This window comes from Symbiopectobacterium sp. Eva_TO, from assembly GCF_053848865.1.
The window spans coordinates 170215-192889 of the sequence record NZ_JBSPEY010000005.1 but is presented as its reverse complement, the minus strand read 5'-3'; the positions used below and the strand labels follow the sequence as shown (position 1 = coordinate 192889).

Annotated in this window: 13 protein-coding genes and 11 pseudogenes; 10 read left to right on the top strand and 14 right to left on the bottom strand. The window is 46.4% G+C overall.

The features are described from left to right. Window positions 1-40: 40 nt before the first annotated feature. Window positions 41-595, bottom strand: a complete 555-nt coding sequence (locus tag ACWWJF_RS26430) for a tyrosine-type recombinase/integrase (protein ID WP_455871375.1) — start codon at window positions 593-595, stop codon at window positions 41-43. Window positions 596-847: 252 nt separating this feature from the next. Between ACWWJF_RS26430 and istA the strand changes: the two genes are divergently transcribed. Both istA and istB read left to right on the top strand, forming a co-directional pair. Beyond that, the gene (istA, locus tag ACWWJF_RS26425; RefSeq protein WP_455870264.1) at window positions 848-2377 is read left to right on the top strand and encodes an IS21 family transposase; all 1530 of its coding nucleotides are present in this window, start codon (window positions 848-850) and stop codon (window positions 2375-2377) included. A 14-nt stretch (window positions 2378-2391) separates the two neighbouring features. Beyond that, on the top strand, window positions 2392-3147 hold the full coding sequence (istB, locus tag ACWWJF_RS26420; RefSeq protein WP_455871374.1) for an IS21-like element helper ATPase IstB: 756 nt from the start codon (window positions 2392-2394) through the stop codon (window positions 3145-3147). Window positions 3148-3243: 96 nt separating this feature from the next. Here the strand turns inward: istB and ACWWJF_RS26415 are convergent. After that, window positions 3244-3369, bottom strand: a pseudogene (locus ACWWJF_RS26415) (integrase); the annotation flags it as partial. A gap of 28 nt (window positions 3370-3397) precedes the next feature. On the opposite strand from ACWWJF_RS26415, the pseudogene ACWWJF_RS26410 reads away from it, so the two are divergent. Further along, window positions 3398-3954: pseudogene (locus tag ACWWJF_RS26410) on the top strand (IS5 family transposase); the annotation flags it as partial. Between the two features lie 559 nt (window positions 3955-4513). Here the strand turns inward: ACWWJF_RS26410 and ACWWJF_RS26405 are convergent. The 8 genes and pseudogenes from ACWWJF_RS26405 to ACWWJF_RS26370 all read right to left on the bottom strand — a co-directional run. After that, window positions 4514-6418 carry a collagenase gene (locus tag ACWWJF_RS26405; RefSeq protein WP_455871373.1) on the bottom strand — a complete coding sequence of 635 codons (1905 nt, stop codon included), beginning with the start codon at window positions 6416-6418 and terminating at the stop codon, window positions 4514-4516. A gap of 926 nt (window positions 6419-7344) precedes the next feature. After that, a complete protein-coding gene (locus ACWWJF_RS26400) occupies window positions 7345-8733 on the bottom strand; it encodes an MFS transporter (protein ID WP_455871372.1) in 1389 nt (462 codons plus the stop codon). A gap of 75 nt (window positions 8734-8808) precedes the next feature. Further along, a pseudogene (locus tag ACWWJF_RS26395) lies at window positions 8809-10014 on the bottom strand (IS3 family transposase). Window positions 10015-10045: 31 nt separating this feature from the next. Further along, window positions 10046-10645: pseudogene (locus ACWWJF_RS26390) on the bottom strand (site-specific integrase); the annotation flags it as partial. A 206-nt stretch (window positions 10646-10851) separates the two neighbouring features. Next, window positions 10852-11133, bottom strand: coding sequence for a phage integrase central domain-containing protein (locus tag ACWWJF_RS26385; protein ID WP_455871371.1), 282 nt, complete (start codon window positions 11131-11133; stop codon window positions 10852-10854). Window positions 11134-11187: 54 nt separating this feature from the next. Continuing rightward, window positions 11188-11298 (bottom strand): annotated as a pseudogene (locus ACWWJF_RS26380) (Arm DNA-binding domain-containing protein); the annotation flags it as partial. A 337-nt stretch (window positions 11299-11635) separates the two neighbouring features. Beyond that, entirely contained in the window at window positions 11636-12793 is a 1158-nt protein-coding gene (locus ACWWJF_RS26375) for a tyrosine-type recombinase/integrase (protein WP_455871370.1), read from the bottom strand. 92 nt (window positions 12794-12885) lie between these two features. Continuing rightward, window positions 12886-13020: pseudogene (locus ACWWJF_RS26370) on the bottom strand (helix-turn-helix domain-containing protein); the annotation flags it as partial. A gap of 183 nt (window positions 13021-13203) precedes the next feature. Here ACWWJF_RS26370 and ACWWJF_RS26365 point away from each other — a divergent pair. From ACWWJF_RS26365 to ACWWJF_RS26355, 3 genes and pseudogenes are all read left to right on the top strand, one after another. Beyond that, window positions 13204-13752: pseudogene (locus ACWWJF_RS26365) on the top strand (IS4/Tn5 family transposase DNA-binding protein); the annotation flags it as partial. A gap of 180 nt (window positions 13753-13932) precedes the next feature. After that, window positions 13933-14769: pseudogene (locus ACWWJF_RS26360) on the top strand (IS5 family transposase); the annotation flags it as partial. Window positions 14770-14790: 21 nt separating this feature from the next. Beyond that, window positions 14791-15810, top strand: a complete 1020-nt coding sequence (locus ACWWJF_RS26355; RefSeq protein ID WP_455871484.1) for an IS481 family transposase — start codon at window positions 14791-14793, stop codon at window positions 15808-15810. 214 nt (window positions 15811-16024) lie between these two features. On the opposite strand, the pseudogene ACWWJF_RS26350 reads toward ACWWJF_RS26355, so the two are convergent. From ACWWJF_RS26350 to ACWWJF_RS26335, 4 genes and pseudogenes are all read right to left on the bottom strand, one after another. Beyond that, a pseudogene (locus tag ACWWJF_RS26350) lies at window positions 16025-16384 on the bottom strand (IS4 family transposase); the annotation flags it as partial. 13 nt (window positions 16385-16397) lie between these two features. After that, window positions 16398-17566 (bottom strand): IS3 family transposase gene (locus tag ACWWJF_RS26345; protein ID WP_455868400.1). Its coding sequence is split into 2 segments (ribosomal slippage): window positions 16398-17311 and window positions 17311-17566, totalling 1170 coding nucleotides; the frame shifts between segments, so codons are not numbered across the junction. A 72-nt stretch (window positions 17567-17638) separates the two neighbouring features. Further along, window positions 17639-18381 (bottom strand): annotated as a pseudogene (locus ACWWJF_RS26340) (transposase); the annotation flags it as partial. Between the two features lie 181 nt (window positions 18382-18562). Further along, on the bottom strand, window positions 18563-19603 hold the full coding sequence (locus ACWWJF_RS26335) for an IS481 family transposase (protein ID WP_455871369.1): 1041 nt from the start codon (window positions 19601-19603) through the stop codon (window positions 18563-18565). Window positions 19604-19843: 240 nt separating this feature from the next. Here ACWWJF_RS26335 and ACWWJF_RS26330 point away from each other — a divergent pair, with 240 nt between their 5' ends. From ACWWJF_RS26330 to ACWWJF_RS26315, 4 genes and pseudogenes are all read left to right on the top strand, one after another. Beyond that, window positions 19844-20263, top strand: coding sequence for a hypothetical protein (locus tag ACWWJF_RS26330; RefSeq protein WP_455871483.1), 420 nt, complete (start codon window positions 19844-19846; stop codon window positions 20261-20263). Window positions 20264-20418: 155 nt separating this feature from the next. Then, a complete protein-coding gene (locus tag ACWWJF_RS26325) occupies window positions 20419-21459 on the top strand; it encodes an IS481 family transposase (protein ID WP_455871369.1) in 1041 nt (346 codons plus the stop codon). Between the two features lie 181 nt (window positions 21460-21640). Beyond that, window positions 21641-22383 (top strand): annotated as a pseudogene (locus ACWWJF_RS26320) (transposase); the annotation flags it as partial. A gap of 72 nt (window positions 22384-22455) precedes the next feature. Then, the gene (locus ACWWJF_RS26315) at window positions 22456-22611 is read left to right on the top strand and encodes a hypothetical protein (RefSeq protein WP_455868661.1); all 156 of its coding nucleotides are present in this window, start codon (window positions 22456-22458) and stop codon (window positions 22609-22611) included. Window positions 22612-22675: the final 64 nt, after the last annotated feature.

Genomic DNA, 22675 nt, shown 5'->3' with positions numbered 1-22675 from the left:
AAATGCTTATCACCTCAGGCATTCCGTTTTCTCATGATGCTTAACTGCATGATTTTACGTTGCTGGAAACAATCGTTTTACTGGGCTGGTAGCATAAAATCTGTTTATTCAACAAAGCCCCCCATACGCTAACTGCTGGTCGGTTTTTCATTTCTCCCAATAAATATCCTGTTTTTAGATTACAGGCTCTCAACTTTTTCATATATGGCCGGATTTTTTCTGGTATTGGTCTTATTATTGGAGCATCGTTTTTGCTATGCCCCTTGGGGACTTTCCATAACCAGTTATCAAAATCCCATTCATCCCAACGTGACAATCTAGCCTCAGTACCTCTACAGCCAAATACTATTAATATTCTTAACCAAGCTGAATAATAAGGCTGGAAGGAATTTGTATTATTTATAGCATTCCATAGCTGACCGACTTCTATATCAGTTAATACTCTGTCGCGCTTTGACTCTTTCTGACCAACATCAGATACGACTAAATCATCAAGAGCATTGCTAACGGCATATCGACGTACACGGCAAAATTTAAGAACTTGCTTACATAATTGAAGAAGTTTTCCCGCGCTTACCGGAACCGTTTTTTTCATTCGGTCGAAACATTGTAGCCAATAGCGAGTTTCACAGTCCGATAAAGCCATATCCCCAATGTAAGTGCATATTCGCATCGTGATCGATCAGTGATTCGCATGACAATCGATCACGATTTCGCATCTAAGGTCGATCACTGATTCGCGTCGTATCGATCACTCCGGGACTTAACTCTTCTAACCTCCTCTCCGTTCGCAGTTTCTACTGAAATGGAGATAACGATGGCCAGAAAGAGAAAAAGCAGGAGTCCCATGGAGACTTGTCTTCAGATCTTCAAACTCAAATTTGAGTGCAACCAGTCTAATCGCACCATCGCCGCTGCTCTTAGGGTCAGCCCTTCCACAGTTTATGAGGTGCTCTCCCGTTTTACCGCCGCATCGCTGTCGTGGCCATTGCCTGATGCGCTCTTGCCAGAAAAACTGGAAAAGATGCTGTTCCCCACCCGCAGAATGCGCACCTCGGAGCTTATCGCGCCAGACTGGCTGTATATCGATACCGAGCTAAGACGGCCAGGGGTTACCAGGCAGCTGTTGTGGATAGAATACAGCACCGAAACCGGAGAAATGGCGCTGGGCTACTCTCAGTTCTGCCGTTGTTATCGCCAATGGAAGAAATGCCAGAAACGCTCGATGCGCCAGACCCACCGTGCCGGTGAGAAGCTGTTCATCGACTTCTGCGGGCCCACGGTGCCGGTATCCGACCCCGATACGGGAAATGTGCGCCGGGTCGCCATCTTCGTCGCTGTCATGGGAGCGTCAAATTATACCTATGCAGAAGCCTGCCCCGGTCAGGACATGATGAGCTGGCTGAATGCTAACAGCCACTGCCTGACCTTCCTCGGCGGCGTTCCAGCCCTGCTGGTACCCGATAATCTGCGTAGCGCGGTGAGCAAAGCAGATCGCTACGAGCCGGTCATCAACGACAGCTATCAGTCTTTGGCCTCGCATTACAGCACGGTAGTGATGCCAGCCAGACCCTACAAACCGAAAGACAAGGCCAAAGTGGAAAACGGCGTCCTGCTGGTCGAAAGGTGGCTCCTGGCGCGAATACGCAATGAAACCTTCCATACGATGCATGCGCTCAACGTCAGGCTCAGTGAGCTGATGACCGAGCTGAATAACCGGCCAATAAAAGGTTATGGGGGCCAGAGCCGAGCGCAGCGCTTTGCGCTGCTCGATGCGCCGTGCCTGCAGCCGTTGCCAGCCATGCCCTATGAATACACCGAATACCGTGCGGTGAAGGTCGCTCCTGACTATCACGTCGAATACGACCGCCACTGGTACTCCGTTCCCCATGAGCTGGTTGGTGAAAGGCTGTCGGTAAAAGCGGGTCAGACGTTGGTCCAGGTCTGGCATAAGGGCCGCTGCGTGGCTCAGCACCCTCGCAGCGATCGGCAGTACAGCCACAGCACGAATCCGGCACACATGCCGGTCAATCACCGCGGGCACAGCAGCTGGACACCTGAAAAGCTGCTGGATAATGCCGCGAGAACCGGCAAGGCGACCCGGCAGGTGGTGGAAGCGATGCTAAACGCGAAGAATCATCCTGAGCAGGCTTATCGGGCTGTTCTCGGCCTACTGTCGCTCCAGAAAAAATACGGTGCCGAACGGCTGGAAAAAGCCTGTGACAAGGCCTGCGGGCTGAACCATCCGGAAAGGCGTTTTATCGAGAATCTGCTGCGTCACAACAGGGAGGGCATCGGAGAAACAGTTAAAGGAAATAGAGAGTTACAGCTTCCACTGGAGCACGAGAATCTGCGTGGTCCAAAATATTACCACTGAAAAAGGGAGTCGTTATGACTGATGACCTGCTAACCAAACTTAGAACGCTGAAGCTGTCGGCAATGGCCGATGGCATGATACGCCAGCGTGAGGCACCTGGTACATACAATGAGCTGGGGTTCGCAGAACGCCTGGGGTTACTTGTCGAAGAAGAGCTACTGAATCGTGAAAACAGCCGTGTTGGGCGGTTGAGAAAGCAGGCACGGTTGCGCCACGGTGCAACCCCTGAGGGTATGTACTATCCGGTCTCCCGAGGGTTAAAGGCCGAACAGATGCGCGAGCTTCTGAACGGGCATTACATCACCCACAGCAAGAATATCCTGATAACAGGGCCAACTGGCAGCGGAAAAAGCTGGGTAGGTTGTGCCCTGGGCGAGCAGGCGTGCCGGCAAAAGAGAAGCGTTCAATACTGGCGCATGGGTCGGCTGCTGGATCAGCTTGAGCAGGGCCGACTGGACGGCAGCTGGCTTAAGCAACTGAAACAGCTTCAAAAAATAGAGTTTCTTATCTTGGACGACCTTGGTCTTGAAGTTATCACAACGCGGCAATGCAATGACTTGCTGGAAATAACGGAAGAGCGATATGGGCAAACCAGCACGATCCTTATCAGCCAGTTGCCGGTGGAGCAATGGTACGGAGTGATGGAAAACCCGACGGCGGCAGATGCCTTCCTGGATCGGCTGATCCACAACTCTCACAGATTGGAGCTTCAGGGAGAATCATTAAGGAAAAATAGCCTGGCAGTGGAAAGCGCAGAAGAAACACGCTAAAACGATAAAAAAGTTAGGTTCCCGGGTGATCGATTACGATGCGAAAACGTGATCGACCTTAGATGCGAATCGATGATCGATCGCATGCGAATACGCAATGTAAGGGTAGATATGCTTTTTTAATTGTAATAACTGTTTATCAACATCTGTGCGATTGTCCGTTGCGTAATGTTTTATCCAATACTCAATTGCATCTTTGACTGTTACAGGCTTTAGCGATTTGTAGTGGTCAACTAATATTGGCCACTACACAGCGACTGCGCTGGATGGTAGCAATATCAGGGCGCTGAAATGTGCTGCCGGTGCTCAAAAAAACATCCCGATATCACCGGAGATAATGGGCTGGGTCGCTCTCGAGGTGGTTTTGGCACCAAAATCCATATGGCTACAGACGGAAGTGGTCTTCCGTTAAACATCGTGTTGAGCCCCGGTCAGGCTCATGAAAGTCAGTTTGCACTACGTCTTTTGGACGGTATTGGTGTTCAACGCCAGAACGGCAGTATGAAACGCCGTGGTCATGCGGTACTCGCTGACAAGGCGTACTCCGGGCATGTATTACGTAACGAGCTGAAAAACAGAGGTATAAAAACTGTCATCCCCCGAAAATCCACTGAAAAAATGGCGGTGGATGGTCGTTCAAAGCTCGATCGTGACGCCTACCGCAATCGGAACGTTGTTGAGCGGTGCTTTGGCCGTCTGAAAGAATACCGTCGCATTGCGACACGTTACGACAAAACGGCGAGGAATTATCTGGCAATGTTGAAACTGGGCTGCATCCGCCTGTTTTACCAGAGGTTATGTAATTAAGGGACACAGCCTATTACCTATCGCTTTGCTTTCACAAAAAAAACAATAAACAGAGATAGTTAATTATGCTGCTGAGTTTTCTAAATCACCACTTATCGCGCAAAATTTAGGAATAAGCGTTCAAACAATGTTCGCCGAACACGGCTTATGAAAGTCTATATACCAGCACAATTCCCGGAGTCCTCATTCTGACTCATCTCACCATTACCGATGAATATTGGGGTTATAACGAATACCCAATTCTTCATTTGTTCATGGTTCAGATCCTACTAAGTTGGTTGTTTTCACTTATTCCTTCGGTGCTTTATACTCGACGATATAACATGCCGGTTGATTTTTAGCAGAAAATCAATAACTAACGCCTATAAGAGAAAGACATTTGCTGAATTCTGCAATGAAGTCTTAGAAATCAAAAATAGCGGGAGCGCTGTTGTTCAAAAAAATCACTTTGAAGTATCGTAATTAGGTTGCGTCACTCTTTTTAACATGTAATTACGCGGCAGAGAGACACAACCTAAAATATCATTTATTTAACATTCTATTTAATCATTGAATCAAATCATCCACGATTAGAATATCTATTTATGTTTATTGAATGGTTAGACTGTTGATTTAGCCAATAATAAAACTCCTCATTGTATTTTTGTCCAAAGTTTTTTAAAACTCTAGAATAAGAAGGTTTATCACCGCTGGATCCAATTTCTTGTCTTAGGGAGCGAACTAATTCACCACGAACAGAACGCAGTTGTGGTGAACTATCGAGAAATTTTTGCACAAAATATGGCCAGGCGTATAATCTCTCACTATGACCATTAGCAGAAAACCCATCTATATCAATTATTTGTCTTAAGCTAGGTCTATTTTCTGGCGGGCAATTCATTAAAACACTTTCTGCATATTCATTTTTTTTTCCATGCGATATATACTCTGCCAGACCTTCGCTCCACCATGTAATTTCCTCTGAAGGAAACATATTAGCATCACCATACTTATTATATTTACCATCAAGATAATGAACAATTTCATGTCCAAAATTATGAATATTATTGTCTTTCATATAAACAAAAATACGTGGTTGATTATTAGGATTGTTAGAATTCCCTTCAATATAAATACCTCCATTATTTGTGTCTATACGGAAAGGATAGTTACCATATCGATGGTAGTGATCTTTATTCTTCATCACTATAATTTCCAATGGTTTTGAATAATCATCTCTTACACTTTTTTCCCCGAATGATTCATGAAAAATTTTTAGAACTTTAGTTGCTATAACATTTAGTTTATTTTTCTCTTCATTATTAAAATGATAAGAAGATTTTATTCTATATCCGCTATTAAGTTTGAAATCATGGGGAATGAATTCTTTTTCTAAAATAGGTTTCAAAAAACCAGAAAATATAGACGAGTCATTCTTTTCAAAACTTCTCCCGGTATCTTCTAGAAATTTAGTCAAAACAACATTAATTTCCTCACGCAATTCACTTTTGGCTGGTAAGGAATTATATTTCTTTAATATATTATTTAAATTAAAATCAATATTTTTTTGTGTTTCAAAGCTAATTTTAGGATTGTTTCTCTTCTCAGAATTGATGATGGATGACAATACATCCAAGGCACAACGAATGTGATAAAGAGGGAAATTGTTTTTTTTTGAATTGACAATATTTAAAGATTGACTGACAAGTTTCAATAAATTTCTCTCTATCGCATCCTTACTCTTAGATAATATCTGACTATCGAGTGTCCCCGGTCTTATATGATAAATTAAATTTAGTAATTTCCCTGTATTAACAGAAAATTCATAATTGTTCAATAGTTTTTCTTGGTTTAAAACATGATACTCCAATATTGCGTTGAAATTTTTATAATTTATAGTGGAATTATCCCCTTGGGAATTATTCTTGGTCATCTCTATCATCGCTGCTACCCAAGAACTTGTTAAACCTGATAATTCTTTATCCGGTTCATTTGATATACCATGAAGATTATTATATGTCTTAGCAAGATAGTCTCCTATTTTGCTTAATGTTCTAGACACAATATTATTTTCTTTTTTCCAATATGGACCGGATGTATCAACTCTATGATAAAAACTTTCAATATATTTTGACAACAAACCAAGATCGCGTTTGTTTATCTCCGGCTCGAGCATTAACTTATTAATAATTTTAATTGAGGCTATTAATGTTTTTTTAGAGTGTTGATAACTTGTCTTTAAGAACAACTCTTTTTCATCATGAAGATCCTCTATTATTTTTTTTTCTAGTACGGTAAACCTCACTTTACTTTGAAGAGGATTTAAATATGTTAATGGGATATTTTTTCCAGTTTCATTTTCGACATGTGAATGTCTTTTTTTTTCTAAAACAGCTTCATTTTGTTTATTTTTTACATTATTCACCTCATCGAAGAAAACATTTGAATGATTATTATAACCGACACCACTTAAATTTACTGACATAAACAACAATCTCCATTTAATTACAAAAAACTAATAAATCATAGCGATATAGCATCTATAGCAATTATGCATAAATCTATTTGCAAGTCATAAGTTAAATTTAGAACCAATATTTACTGAACACTCCTTATTAACGTTAATTGATTTATATATAAACCAACAGGACCCACTATTTGATAGTGAGAAAACAGCGCAAAGCATAAGGCGTATCGATGAATTTCGATATTTACTAGTAGATGCAACCAAGTCTATTTGTAATAATCACTGAATTTAAACAGTTCCATACTCATCTCTTGTTTGAAATCAATAATTCACTTCTTTCTTCTTAGCCCATTATTTAATGTAAACAACCCTCACAAAATCAGCTAAATACCTTATTTTTGTTATTGTGGATACTTTGTTAAATAATTAAAAACCAAGTCATGATAAAAACTAAACGGTATAAAAGGGTCACAGGAGTAGAGTTACTTACCCTAAATGGTATAAATAAGATAGTTTGTCTGAAAATTGTCATTGCAATGATATAATACTTATTATCATATGTTATTCTGTACGAAAAAAATTTTTCTTCTATCTGACCTATATTGATAAAAAGTGGCTCACCTTTCACAGAAAGGGGCTTTGTTGAATAATAGGGAATCGTGCTGTTTTACTATGCCCATTTTGGTAGAAAATGCTTATCACCTCAGGCATTCCGTTTTCTCATGATGCTTAACTGCATGATTTTACGTTGCTGGAAACAATCGTTTTACTGGGCTGGTAGCATAAAATCTGTTTATTCAACAAAGCCGATTCTATACAGAATATATGGCAATTGGTACGTAATAATCTGATTTGAAATCGACTTTTACATAAGATATTGCTTCTAAGTGATCAAATTCATATCTATGATATACTAACAAATCTGAGTCACAGATTGATATCAATTACATAGCCTCAAGCTGGATATTGCGAGTTTCGCGAGCAAACAGATAAACGATAGAACCGATAAAAAAAATAAACGCAAATATGAGGAAAGGTACGAACACGACATTTTCAGAAAAATTTTTGCCATCGATGAGACCGCCGAGAAAAACAGGACCAATAATTTTAGCGGTAGAACCTACACCATAACCAAGTCCAAGGCAGGTCGAGCGTACCTGACTAGAGAACATTTCTCCGCCAAATGCATTGATAATTCCAAATGCACCATCGCCAAACATCATAGCAATAAGAGTGCCAACAAAGAAAATCCAGCCTGAAGATATCATATTCAAATTTAAAAAATGCACGATTGTGCTGATCTTTACAGACAGTGCTGCAATCATACATCCAAGCGCACCAATAAGACCGAATAAAAAGAGTGTTCGACGCCTTCCAAGATAATCGGAAAGCCATGCTGAAAATAATCGACCAACTAAATCCCCTAAAGAAAGTATCATGAATAAATTTGCTACAACATTAAAACTAAAATGGAAAACATGATTCAATAATATCTGTCCCCATGACTGAATAGCGAAACTTCCAAGTATAAAAGAGAATGAACCAATAGCGACAATAGCAAGTTGTTTTGGATAGTGTCTTATTATATTTAGATAAGACTTTTTGCTAATCGATATATCTTCAGGTAAATGCCCCACTTTAGTTACAGGGATATTCATCGCCCAGGCGTAAGCTTCACGGGCATCCTGAAAACGTCCTTTAGATACTAAATATCTTGGTGATTCTGGAATGAATTTTATCCATGCCAATAAAATAGCAGGAAGACAACCAATAATTAAAAGTCCTCTCCAACCAAGCGGTTCAGCCAGATAACGAGTTGCGAATGATCCAAGAAATAGACCTAACGGTACAAATGCTGAAGTCAGACCAGTAAATAACCCTCTTTTTTTAGAAGGTACAAATTCTTGAACATAAGGCACAGTAGTCACATTAAGCCCGCCAACGGCTATACCTACGCAAACTCGCATGATTGACAAAAATAACCAATTATTTTCAGGCGTTAGCGCAGCCAGTCCGGTAAATATTACAAGTAATAAAATACATGAGAAAAATGATTTCTTACGGCCATATTTATCAGCAAGCCACCCCAAAAAAATTGCGCCGATGACAGTTCCAAGTCCTGCTCCAGCGAGGATTAAACCTGACTGTATTGTGCTTAATGACCACCGTTGATCTTGCATAAGCAGCGTAATGACAAAACCGACTAGAAATAAATCAAAAAATTCGAGAATATTTCCAATAGTAAGCATACATATAAGGGATTTTTGATTTTTTGTTAGGGGGGATGAATCCAGTTGTTGTATAGCAGTGATACCTACTTTTACTGATTGCATACTTGCTCCTTTTGTATCCGCAAAAGAGTATTCCTAGCGGTATAAGGCCCTATATTTCTAATCTATTTGTAGTGGTCAACTAATATTGGCCACCGCATTAGACTGTATGTAGAACAGTCGCTCAGATTCGTTTGGAGTTAAGCCGCCGTTATACCAGTGAGGCCGGATAGCGCTGTAATACCCCGTGATGTAGCGGATAATCGCGTCCTGGGCTTCGCTGAAGCTGTTGTAACCCTTTGTCGGCACCCATTCTGTCTTCAGGCTGCGGAAGAACCGCTCCATTGGCGCATTATCCCAGCAGTTACCCCGCCGACTCATACTCTGCTTTATCCGGCTGCGCCACAGGGCTTGCCGGTATTGACGGCTGGTATAGTGGCTGCCCTGGTCGCTGTGGAACATGACTCCTGTTGGTTGTCCCCGGAGTTCCCAGGCCATCTGCAACGCTTTAACTGTCAGCGCCAAGTCCGGCGACGTCGACATGGCCCAGCCCACCGGTTTGCGGGCGAACAGATCTAGCACCACCGCAAGGTAAGCCCAGCATTTGCCCGTCCAGATGTAGGTCACATCGCCGCACCAGACCTGATCCGGCGCGGTAACCGCGAACTGGCGGTTGAGATAGTTCGGTATTTCAACGTGTTCATTGCCGCCGCGTTTGTATTTGTGAGCCGGTCGCTGGCAGCTGGCGATACCCAGCTCCTTCATCAGCTTGCCAGCCAGCCAGCGCCCCATTTTGACACCGGAGCTGCCGGTGACGATGGTCGCGATACTTCGAGCGCCGGCAGAGCCGCCGCTGGCGTTCCAGGCTTCCATGACGCGGCTACACTTAACCACGCGCTCACCGTCGGGTTCATTAGCGGAAGCCTGCCAGTGCCTGTAGCTGCTGCGATGTACCTCAAAAGTTTGGCACAACGCCGTGACCGGGTATCGCGCCCTCAGCCTGTCGACTACCGTGAACCGTTGAGTGAGTCCGACATTAAGAGCGCCGTAGCCTTTTTTAGGATTTCGTTCTCCATTTCAAGGCATTGGACTTTTTTCTTCATCTCACGCAGCTCGAGCTGTTCAGGGGTAAGAGGAAGTCCCGTTGGCGTTTTTCCCTGTCGTTCAAGGCGAAGCTTATTGACCCAGCGACTAATGGCAGAATGGCTGACATTAACCGCCTCTGCGGCCTTAACGTATGTGTAGCCGTGGTCGACAACCAGCTTTGCGGCTTCGAGCTTAAATTCCGCCGTAAAATGTTTACCCATGAGGTCACCTGTCGTGTTGATGAGGTGAGCATATCACCTCCGATCAGGTGGCCAGTATCAGTGTGCCACTACATTTCCCACTGTTCAATTATTTCTCGTTTTTCTCTTAGGTAATCATACCTATCGTAATGTTTTGCTGACACGCCAGGACTTTTGTGATTTTGAAGTCTATCACGCATTTCTGCACTAATGCCCATATCTCCTGCCAAGGTTTTGAAGGTACGGCGAATATCTCTGGGGATGAATTTATTAAAACCGGTTAATTTACAGAATTTACGGAGTTGTTTACTGTACTCAGCGGACAGCAAATGCCCTTCTTTTGTATTGCCCGGAAAAATAAACAGCGCGTCTGGATATTTTTTTCTCTGCCGTTTCAGAATCTCAGTGGCGCTTTGATTCAGAGGGATAATGTGGAAATCACTATTTTTTGATATGTGAGGCGGTACTGTAAGGGTTTTATTTTTTTCATCCCATTGATCACGAGTATTGGTCATTATTTCCCAAGGGCACTGCCCGCCACTAAAGATACACAGCAGGGTCAATTGAGCGAAGTCTGGATGAATGGGGCAAGCTGATTCCGTTACTGAGAACAATCTTAATAGTTCGCTGAGTTCGTCCCATGACAAAAAACGATCAAGCGCCTTATCTACCCGTTTTTGCGGTGGAATGAGGCTTTGTTGAATAATAGGGAATCGTGCTGTTTTACTATGCCCATTTTGGTAGAAAATGCTTATCACCTCAGGCATTCCGTTTTCTCATGATGCTTAACTGCATGATTTTACGTTGCTGGAAACAATCGTTTTACTGGGCTGGTAGCATAAAATCTGTTTATTCAACAAAGCCGTGGAATGACACTGACTGGATTTCGGTCAAACTAGTAAATGGTTTTTTCGTTAATGTTGGCCGGATCGTTATCCGCGAATAACCCAAAATTGAATACGGCATGAAGGTTAGCTCTAATCTTATTTGCTCCGGCGTTTGCTCCACGTTCTATAAACTCTGCAAGAACACGCTTGATCTGAACAGGTGTTATTTCCTTAGCGGGTGTAGCAGGATCAATGTACTTACTGGTTAACACTTGGTTGAGTCTGTTTTTTGTTTTGTCATAAGAGCGATTACCTTGTTTTTTTTGAGTGGTTATGTAATCGTCAAACAATTGTTTTATAGTGGCGTGTTCAGCAATAGACGTTTCTGGCGCGGTGATATTGGCAGAGGCGGTGAGGGCTTTTGCGGTTGCTTCTGCGAGGGTTACCGTGGGATAATCTCCCAGTGAAAGGAATTTTCGAGCACCATCTTTATGGTACTTGTAAACAAAAATCTTTCTGCCGGAAGGCTAAATTTTCAGACCCAAGCGCCCTGTACCTCTGGTGGCTGATGACTGCCATACGTAATACGCTTGCTCTTTTGGTTTAATACCTTTGATCTTGCTGTCAGTGAGTAATATTCCTGCCATTACGGGTGCTCTCACGGGTGTCGTTATGGTGAAATACTATGTTATAAAGTGAAATCATACAACATGTAAAATTCTTTTTATTACAGCAAGTTGAAACTGAATGAAATCATCTGTTATGAGTTAAAATCAGAAGTTATCGCCCTTCTAAGCCGTAGGTCGTAGGTTCGAATCCTACAGGGCGCACCAATAAAATCAATTACTTAGGCTATTTTTCAATAGCCACCTTTTCACAGTGGGACGGATTTGGGACGCCATCGCTAAAAATCGCATCAATTTGTTGTGCATGTACTGTTAGATGGTTTGGCGCTAAGTGCGCATACCGCTGTACCATTTCTATGCTTTCCCAGCCCCCCATTTCTTGCAATGCAGACAGAGGCACCCCTGACTGGACTAACCAGCTTGCCCATGTGTGACGCAGATCATGAAACCGGAAGTTTTCGATTCCTGCACGTCTCAGTGCTGCTCTCCAAGCCGTGTTTGAATCAACGCGCATTTTTCGTACAGATGATGTGGTCGTACCATCATTTCTTTTAACTGCGGTTGTATGGACGAACACCAAATTATGATGATGTCCTATTTGCCGTCTCAGTACTGCACATGCCATATCATTCAACGCAACCCCGATAGCACGCCCTGATTTACTATCCTCCGGATGCACCCATGCAACCTTCCGCTGCATATCTATCTGCTGCCATTTTAAGTTGACAATGTTAGAACGGCGAAGACCTGTTGATAACGCGAATTCTACGATAGACTTAAGAGGTTCAGGACATTCTTTAATTAGCCTTTTGGCTTCTACGGGGTCGAGCCATCGTACCCGCTTATTTTTTTCTTGTGGAACCTTGATAACAGGTGATTTTTCTATCCACTTCCATTCACGCTCAGCTACCCGCATGATAGATTTCATCAAAGCAAGGTGCTTGGCTTTTGTTGAAGTACAAACCGGCTCTGGCGTATAGTCACCAATGTCAATCCCTTTTTTACTCATCGTTGCTGCTTTCTGATGCCAACGTGCTTCAGATTTTCTATTCGTCATCTTACTCACAGCTGAATAAATTTTCGCCTCCGTGATATTTTTAAGTAAAACACCTGTAAAATGCATAAGCCAGAATCCAATACGTCCCTTGTCGGCATCAAGGGATTTCTTATGTGATTTTTCTTCAAGCCAGCGCAGACAAGCCTCATCGAAAGTAACATCAGGAAAGTCGCCTAATTTCTCTATCCGCCATAGTTCAGCTTTTCGACGGTCGTGGAACTCCTGAGCTTGTTTTCTGTCCGTTGTTCCAAGAGATTCTTTAATGCGCTTGCCGCCCGGCGTCGTGTAGTTACCGTACCAGACGTTACCTCTGCGGAATAATGACATGTTTTTTTCTCCTCATGTGCATCAACCGCGCTCACGGCGACAGTGTGCATCGGATTGTTAAGTGCCGCAAGACATGCTTGCCGAGTAATGAGATAGGGCGATTTAGATTTGGAAGGATCTTTGCGCGTGGCGACGAGCCGTCCAGAGCGAATCCAGCTATTCGCTGTTGGTCGTGAAATACCAAGAAATGTACATGCTTCGCTTAACGTAAATGGATACGCTTGCATGATGGTTACCTCTACTTAAATCAAACCGCTACGCCCTGTGTTATGAGGTGGTGCAGTCCACCTCGTTATACACAAGTCCGCAACGCCTTATATGCCAAGGGTTAGCGGGCTGAAATAGGCAGCCGGTGGGGTTGTAAATGAAGTGAAACCGACGTGTACTATCGCCATTTACGGCGCTGAAAAATGACACGGGATTCAGATGGCTGGGCACACCAAGAACTGGAAGGGGTAAATCTTGGTGACACGAGGCTCAATAAGCGCGCCAAAGGGCTTTTGATACGGCTGGCTGAGAATCCGCAAGCCAGCATTCCGCATGCGTGCCTCGGATGGTCTGAGACGCTGGGTGCTTACCGCTTCATGGAGAACCAAGCATTCGAATGGCGAGACATTCTGCAACCTCACTGGCAGCGTACGCAGGAAAGGATCCGAGAACACGAGGTTGTGCTGTGTATCCAAGACACTACCGAGCTTGACTTCAACGGGCAGCAAATCCAAGGCTTGGGTCCCTTGAACTACGAAGCCAGGCGTGGTCTGTACCTGCATCCGACCTACGCGGTCAGTCCGGATCGCGTGGGGTTGGGCGTACTGGATGCGTGGATGTGGGCAAGAGAGCCGAAGGATGCAGACGGAAAACGCGATGGGCTCAAGGAGAGTACGCGCTGGCTCGAGGGATACGAGCGAGTTGCTGAACTCGCCTCGGAGTTGCCAAACACACGTCTGGTGTACTTAGCTGTATTAGTCGCGACTTGATCTGACACTGGACCTTGAAAGGTTGAGAGTTACCGGTTTTGATATGGGTGTCGAATCCTTATACAAAACACGAGGTAACTCTCATGCTTCATACTAGGCTGTGTCCCTTAATCCCATGAGTTATATTAACTGTTTGTTTCTACATCATTTTGAACTACGACTCGCTACGACCTTCCCGATGAAGCATGGGCTATCATCCAGCCCTTACTCCCTGCTGAACCAGCAACACCACAGGCCGGACGCCCATGGGCTGAGCATCGCATGATTATCAATGGCATGTTCTGGGGCTGTGCTCTGGTGCCCCATGGCGTGATTTACCTGAGCGATACGGCCCATGGAAAACCGTTTATAACCGCTTTAACCGATGGTCAAAATCGGGAGTCATTAACCTTATTTTCAATAAGTTACTTTCATCACTTGATGCCCATGGCCTCGTGGACTGGTCAGCGACTGCGCTGGATGGTAGCAATATCAGGGCGCTGAAATGTGCTGCCGGTGCTCAAAAAAACATCCCGATATCACCGGAGATAATGGGCTGGGTCGCTCTCGAGGTGGTTTTGGCACCAAAATCCATATGGCTACAGACGGAAGTGGTCTTCCGTTAAACATCGTGTTGAGCCCCGGTCAGGCTCATGAAAGTCAGTTTGCACTACGTCTTTTGGACGGTATTGGTGTTCAACGCCATAACGGCAGTATGAAACGCCGTGGTCATGCGGTACTCGCTGACAAGGCGTACTCCGGGCATGTATTACATAACGAGCTGAAAAACAGAGGTATAAAAACTGTTATCCCCGGAAATCCACTGAAAAAATGGCGGTGGATGGTCGTTCAAAGCTCGATCGTGACGCCTACCGCAATCGGAACGTTGTTGAACGGTGCTTTGGCCGTCTGAAAGAATACCGTCGCATTGCGACACGTTACGACAAAACGGCGAGGAATTATCTGGCAATGTTGAAACTGGGCTGCATCCACCTGTTTTACCAGAGGTTATGTAATTAAGGGACACAGCCTAACAATCCCATCATCAAACACAAAGCCGGCCTGCTCAATCTCGCCGAAGAACTCGGTAACGTATCAAAAGCCTGTAAAATCATGGGGGTGTCACGCGACACGTTTTATCGCTATCAGGAACTGGCGGCAGAAGGCGGCATTGACGCTCTGGTTAACCAAAACCGCCGGGTTCCCAACCTGAAAAACCGTGCTGATGAAGCCACTGAACGTGCGGTTGTTGATTACGCCATTGAGTTCCCGGCTCATGGCCAGCACCGGACCAGTAATGAGCTGCGTAAAAAAGGCGTCTTCATTTCTGGCAGCGGTGTGCGCTCCATCTGGCAACGACACGATCTGGAAAACTTTCGTAAGCGCCTGAAGGCACTTGAGGAAAAAGTTGCCAGAGAAGGCATCGTACTTACTGATGCTCAAATCGCTGCACTGGAGAAGAAGGCGCACGACGACGAAGCCTGTGGTGAAATAGAGACTGCTCACCCGGGTTATCTGGGGTCGCAGGACACCTTCTACGTGGGTAATCTGAAAGGTGTTGGCCGTATCTACCAGCAGACGTTCGTGGATACGTACTCGAAAGTGGCGCACTGCAAGCTTTACACGAGTAAAGCACCGATCTCTGCCGCCGACCTGCTCAATGATCGCGTGCTGCCGTTCTACGAAGCTCAGGGGCTGCCAATGCTAAGAATACTGACGGACAGGGGGACGGAGTACTGCGGTAAAGTGGAACAACATGACTATCAGCTGTACTTGGCTATCAACGATATAGACCATACGAAAACGAAAGCGATGTCTCCGCAGACAAACGGTATCTGCGAGCGCTTCCATAAAACTATTTTGCAGGATTTTTATCAGGTTGCGTTCCGTAAGACGTTATACGAGGACCTAGAAAGTCTACAAAAGGATCTGGACAACTGGTTGTGGCATTACAATAATGAGCGAACTCATCAGGGTAAAATGTGCTGCGGGCGTACGCCAATGGCCACGTTACTTGATGGTAAACGAGTCTGGGCAGAAAAAAATCTGAACCAGATTTAATCTGACAGACACCTGTATAAATAACCGGTAACTGTCAGATCAGGTCTGAGCTAATACAATTTATCTATAAGCTAGAGGCAAGCTAGCTTCTTGCCTCATAGTTTATCTAGTTCATCATCTGTTAGGTTGGTAGATATCTTAATAACAGAACGATCTACGCCATTAGCAAGAAGTCTCTGTGCCAATTGGCGTGTAGCTTCTTTAACCCACCTCGTTATACACATCTCTGTTCGTGCCTGAGCGCGCGTAGCGTTTCGGCGGCCGTCATGACTTTCTGCAAGCCTTTCCAGATAGTTTTTGCGCCTGGTTCACCGTCGCCTTTTCGAGCAAGAATGCCTCCGAGTTGCGCAACTAAGCGCAATACTTCGTTTAGCTTAGGGCGGCCCTTGGGCATACGCTTGTTCATCAGTAGGTAAGCTCCATGAGTCTCGTCGGAATCAAAGAACAACATTGCGTCCAGCTCTGGACAGGTTCGTCCCATACGCATTAAATAGGCGATGCGCCATGCCACGATCATGAACAGCGCCAATGCCCGCTCAATGCGATCCACGGTCGATAACTGTAACGCTTCGACACAGCTGTAGTGGTCAACTAATATTGGCCACCGCATTAGACTGTATGTAGAACAGTCGCTCAGATTCGTTTGGAGTTAAGCCGCCGTTATACCAGTGAGGCCGGATAGCGCTGTAATACCCCGTGATGTAGCGGATAATCGCGTCCTGGGCTTCGCTGAAGCTGTTGTAACCCTTTGTCGGCACCCATTCTGTCTTCAGGCTGCGGAAGAACCGCTCCATTGGCGCATTATCCCAGCAGTTACCCCGCCGACTCATACTCTGCTTTATCCGGCAGCGCCACAGGGCTTGCCGGTATTGACGGCTGGTATAGTGGCTGCCCTGGTCGCTGTGGAACATGACTCCTGTTGGTTGTCCCCGGAGTTCCCAGGCCATCTGCAACGCTTTAACTGTCAGCGCCGAGTCCGGCGACGTCGACATGGCCCAGCCCACCGGTTTGCGGGCGAACAGATCTAGCACCACCGCAAGGTAAGCCCAGCATTTGCCCGTCCAGATGTAGGTCACATCGCCGCACCAGACCTGATCCGGCGCGGTAACCGCGAACTGGCGGTTGAGATAGTTCGGTATTTCAACGTGTTCATTGCCGCCGCGTTTGTATTTGTGAGCCGGTCGCTGGCAGCTGGCGATACCCAGCTCCTTCATCAGCTTGCCAGCCAGCCAGCGCCCCATTTTGACACCGGAGCTGCCGGTGACGATGGTCGCGATACTTCGAGCGCCGGCAGAGCCGCCGCTGGCGTTCCAGGCTTCCATGACGCGGCTACACTTAACCACGCGCTCACCGTCGGGTTCATTAGCGGAAGCCTGCCAGTGCCTGTAGCTGCTGCGATGTACCTCAAAAGTTTGGCACAACGCCGTGACCGGGTATCGCGCCCTCAGCCTGTCGACTACCGTGAACCGTTGAGTGAGTCCGACATTAAGAGCGCCGTAGCCTTTTTTAGGATTTCGTTCTCCATTTCAAGGCATTGGACTTTTTTCTTCATCTCACGCAGCTCGAGCTGTTCAGGGGTAAGAGGAAGTCCCGTTGGCGTTTTTCCCTGTCGTTCAAGGCGAAGCTTATTGACCCAGCGACTAATGGCAGAATGGCTGACATTAACCGCCTCTGCGGCCTTAACGTATGTGTAGCCGTGGTCGACAACCAGCTTTGCGGCTTCGAGCTTAAATTCCGCCGTAAAATGTTTACCCATGAGGTCACCTGTCGTGTTGATGAGGTGAGCATATCACCTCCGATCAGGTGGCCAGTATAAGTGTGCCACTACACAACCGAACTCGAAGCCATCTGAGCACCAGCGCATATCGCTCTCTGCTACCGCGATTTTGCCTTTATGCTCCCGCTTCGGACGTTCAGTTTTATCATGAAACAACAGCAGGTTATGCTCGCTCATTATCCTGTAAAGCCGTTTGGCGTTCACCGGTGGAAGTCCCTCTGCACGACGTTGCTTACGCAGGATACCCCACACTCGGCGGTAACCGTAACTGGGCATGTCACTGATGATACGGAGGATGTCCGATAATATCTCAGCATCAGCTTCGTCATTACGCCGGTTGCTGCGCCTGTCCAGCCAGTCGGCAGAACGGTTAACCCGCAGTGACAGCTGCGCACGCGACACGCTCATGGCGCGGCTGACCAGAGCTATTCCCCGTCCTTTGGCAACAAGGGCGCGTGCGCTATCCATTTTCGCGACTGGCGGTACTCCACTGCTTCTTTGAGGATCTCAACTTCCATCGTCTTCTTACCCAGAAGGCGCTGTAGCTCCCGGACCTGCTTGAGGGCAGTCGCCAGCGCCGAAGCTGGAACCACTTCTTCTGCGGCCGCAACGGCGGTGAGGCTTCCTTCCTGGTATTGCTTCTTCCACTTAAACAAAAGGCTGGGCTGGATGCCATGCAGGCGGGCTACATGGGAGACGTTCATCCCCGGCTCCATTGTCTGCTGAATGATGGCGATTTTCTCTTGCGGAGTTTTACGCTTACGGACTTCTTGCCCTAACAGGATCCCGGTCATTTCAAAATTTGCATGATTGTTAGACATATATCTAAGCCTATCTCTTATCTGGAGATACAGCGACTGTCTGGTGTTACAGGGGGCTACATCATGCGTAATTCATGGGGTGCTCCTGTGATTATATGTATTAGCTCAGACCTGATCTGACAGTTACCGGTTATTTATACAGGTGTCTGTCAAATTAAATCTGGTTCAGATTTTTTTCTGCCCAGACTCGTTTACCATCAAGTAACGTGGCCATTGGCGTACGCCCGCAGCACATTTTACCCTGATGAGTTCGCTCATTATTGTAATGCCACAACCAGTTGTCCAGATCCTTTTGTAGACTTTCTAGGTCCTCGTATAACTTCTTACGGAACGCAACCTGATAAAAATCCTGCAAAATAGTTTTATGGAAGCGCTCGCAGATACCGTTTGTCTGCGGAGACATCGCTTTCGTTTTCGTATGGTCTATATCGTTGATAGCCAAGTACAGCTGATAGTCATGTTGTTCCACTTTACCGCAGTACTCCGTCCCCCTGTCCGTCAGTATTCTTAGCATTGGCAGCCCCTGAGCTTCGTAGAACGGCAGCACGCGATCATTGAGCAGGTCGGCGGCAGAGATCGGTGCTTTACTCGTGTAAAGCTTGCAGTGCGCCACTTTCGAGTACGTATCCACGAACGTCTGCTGGTAGATACGGCCAACACCTTTCAGATTACCCACGTAGAAGGTGTCCTGCGACCCCAGATAACCCGGGTGAGCAGTCTCTATTTCACCACAGGCTTCGTCGTCGTGCGCCTTCTTCTCCAGTGCAGCGATTTGAGCATCAGTAAGTACGATGCCTTCTCTGGCAACTTTTTCCTCAAGTGCCTTCAGGCGCTTACGAAAGTTTTCCAGATCGTGTCGTTGCCAGATGGAGCGCACACCGCTGCCAGAAATGAAGACGCCTTTTTTACGCAGCTGATTACTGGTCCGGTGCTGGCCATGAGCCGGGAACTCAATGGCGTAATCAACAACCGCACGTTCAGTGGCTTCATCAGCACGGTTTTTCAGGTTGGGAACCCGGCGGTTTTGGTTAACCAGAGCGTCAATGCCGCCTTCTGCCGCCAGTTCCTGATAGCGATAAAACGTGTCGCTTGACACCCCCATGATTTTACAGGCTTTTGATACGTTACCGAGTTCTTCGGCGAGATTGAGCAGGCCGGCTTTGTGTTTGATGATGGGATTGTTAGTATGAAGCATGAGAGTTACCTCGTGTTTTGTATAAGGATTCGACACCCATATCAAAACCGGTAACTCTCAACCTTTCAAGGTCCAGTGTCAGATCAAGTCGCGACTAATACACAAGTTGTGTTTTGGTGATTTTGGTCATAACAATTTATCCATAATTAAACGGATGTGGTTATCAGAGGGCTAACGGGTAAAATTTTGCAGATTGGCGGTCAGATCGCTTACACTTGGCTTAACACAGGAGGATTTCCCATGGGCCAGGTTGCATTTGATACATTGCAGGCGTCAGAAGAGCTTCAAACCGCCGGGCTTACCAGTCAGCAGGCCAAGGCGATCTCGCTCGTCGTACGTAAGTCTCACGAAGTGGCGGATGTGGCTACCAAGGCTGATATTGCCGAAGTGAAGCGTGATATAGCTGATGTCCGTAAGGATCTATCCGCAGAGATAGCCGATGTCCGTAAGGATATTGATGCTCGTTTCGAGAAGAACGAAGCTCAGATGCAGGCTCGCTTCGAGAAAACTGAAGCTCAGATATCTTTAGTCCGCAAGGATTTACAGCTTGAGATGGCGGGTATCCGCTCAGAACAGAAGTTAATTCGCTGGATGCTGAGTGCTGGAGTTTTGGGTATTATCTCTCTGGTTGTGAAAGCTTTTCTCGTCACAGCCCTTTAATTAATTTGTCTCAGGGTTGTTAGCTCAGTTGGTAGAGCAGTGGACTCTTAATCTGTATTAGTCGCGACTTGATCTGACACTGGACCTTGAAAGGTTGAGAGTTACCGGTTTTGATATGGGTGTCGAATCCTTATACAAAACACGAGGTAACTCTCATGCTTCATACTAACAATCCCATCATCAAACACAAAGCCGGCCTGCTCAATCTCGCCGAAGAACTCGGTAACGTATCAAAAGCCTGTAAAATCATGGGGGTGTCAAGCGACACGTTTTATCGCTATCAGGAACTGGCGGCAGAAGGCGGCATTGACGCTCTGGTTAACCAAAACCGCCGGGTTCCCAACCTGAAAAACCGTGCTGATGAAGCCACTGAACGTGCGGTTGTTGATTACGCCATTGAGTTCCCGGCTCATGGCCAGCACCGGACCAGTAATCAGCTGCGTAAAAAAGGCGTCTTCATTTCTGGCAGCGGTGTGCGCTCCATCTGGCAACGACACGATCTGGAAAACTTTCGTAAGCGCCTGAAGGCACTTGAGGAAAAAGTTGCCAGAGAAGGCATCGTACTTACTGATGCTCAAATCGCTGCACTGGAGAAGAAGGCGCACGACGACGAAGCCTGTGGTGAAATAGAGACTGCTCACCCGGGTTATCTGGGGTCGCAGGACACCTTCTACGTGGGTAATCTGAAAGGTGTTGGCCGTATCTACCAGCAGACGTTCGTGGATACGTACTCGAAAGTGGCGCACTGCAAGCTTTACACGAGTAAAGCACCGATCTCTGCCGCCGACCTGCTCAATGATCGCGTGCTGCCGTTCTACGAAGCTCAGGGGCTGCCAATGCTAAGAATACTGACGGACAGGGGGACGGAGTACTGCGGTAAAGTGGAACAACATGACTATCAGCTGTACTTGGCTATCAACGATATAGACCATACGAAAACGAAAGCGATGTCTCCGCAGACAAACGGTATCTGCGAGCGCTTCCATAAAACTATTTTGCAGGATTTTTATCAGGTTGCGTTCCGTAAGAAGTTATACGAGGACCTAGAAAGTCTACAAAAGGATCTGGACAACTGGTTGTGGCATTACAATAATGAGCGAACTCATCAGGGTAAAATGTGCTGCGGGCGTACGCCAATGGCCACGTTACTTGATGGTAAACGAGTCTGGGCAGAAAAAAATCTGAACCAGATTTAATTTGACAGACACCTGTATAAATAACCGGTAACTGTCAGATCAGGTCTGAGCTAATACATATAATCACAGGAGCACCCCATGAATTACGCATGATGTAGCCCCCTGTAACACCAGACAGTCGCTGTATCTCCAGATAAGAGATAGGCTTAGATATATGTCTAACAATCATGCAAATTTTGAAATGACCGGGATCCTGTTAGGGCAAGAAGTCCGTAAGCGTAAAACTCCGCAAGAGAAAATCGCCATCATTCAGCAGACAATGGAGCCGGGGATGAACGTCTCCCATGTAGCCCGCCTGCATGGCATCCAGCCCAGCCTTTTGTTTAAGTGGAAGAAGCAATACCAGGAAGGAAGCCTCACCGCCGTTGCGGCCGCAGAAGAAGTGGTTCCAGCTTCGGCGCTGGCGACTGCCCTCAAGCAGGTCCGGGAGCTACAGCGCCTTCTGGGTAAGAAGACGATGGAAGTTGAGATCCTCAAAGAAGCAGTGGAGTACCGCCAGTCGCGAAAATGGATAGCGCACGCGCCCTTGTTGCCAAAGGACGGGGAATAGCTCTGGTCAGCCGCGCCATGAGCGTGTCGCGTGCGCAGCTGTCACTGCGGGTTAACCGTTCTGCCGACTGGCTGGACAGGCGCAGCAACCGGCGTAATGACGAAGCTGATGCTGAGATATTATCGGACATCCTCCGTATCATCAGTGACATGCCCAGTTACGGTTACCGCCGAGTGTGGGGTATCCTGCGTAAGCAACGTCGTGCAGAGGGACTTCCACCGGTGAACGCCAAACGGCTTTACAGGATAATGAGCGAGCATAACCTGCTGTTGTTTCATGATAAAACTGAACGTCCGAAGCGGGAGCATAAAGGCAAAATCGCGGTAGCAGAGAGCGATATGCGCTGGTGCTCAGATGGCTTCGAGTTCGGTTGTGTAGTGGCACACTTATACTGGCCACCTGATCGGAGGTGATATGCTCACCTCATCAACACGACAGGTGACCTCATGGGTAAACATTTTACGGCGGAATTTAAGCTCGAAGCCGCAAAGCTGGTTGTCGACCACGGCTACACATACGTTAAGGCCGCAGAGGCGGTTAATGTCATATCGTTATACACATCTTTTGGCCATTTTTTGAACAGGATGCTCAGAACCCCGTGAATTAAGGCATTCAAGCCATCCCATTGGCTTTTTGAGGTTCAAAATGCCACTCTGAGATAAACCC